General features: G+C 51.8%; 2 tRNA genes. Both read right to left on the minus strand.

The window, feature by feature from the left end:
- Positions 1-38: 38 nt before the first annotated feature.
- Positions 39-130, minus strand: a tRNA-Ser gene (locus B5P42_RS17905).
- 2 nt (positions 131-132) lie between these two features.
- Positions 133-207: transfer RNA gene (locus tag B5P42_RS17910), tRNA-Asn, on the minus strand.
- Positions 208-284: the final 77 nt, after the last annotated feature.

Here is a 284-nt window from a genome sequence, read left to right on the forward strand (position 1 = left end):
ACCACTTGACCAACGGGCCAAATATTATAAATTCCTTATGGCGGAGAGCAAGGGATTCGAACCCTTGATACGCTTGTGACGTATACACGATTTCCAATCGTGCTCCTTCGGCCAACTCGGACAGCTCTCCAATGGCTCCGCAGGTAGGAATCGAACCTACGACCGATCGGTTAACAGCCGATAGCTCTACCGCTGAGCTACTGCGGAATAATATTGCCTGGCGACGTCCTACTCTCACAGGGACAAGGTCCCAACTACCATCGGCGCTAGAGAGCTTAACTTCC

Origin of the sequence: Bacillus sp. SRB_331 (assembly GCF_003264175.1) — a bacterium.
In the GTDB taxonomy this organism is placed as follows: Bacteria; Bacillota; Bacilli; order Bacillales; family Bacillaceae_G; genus Bacillus_A; species Bacillus_A mycoides.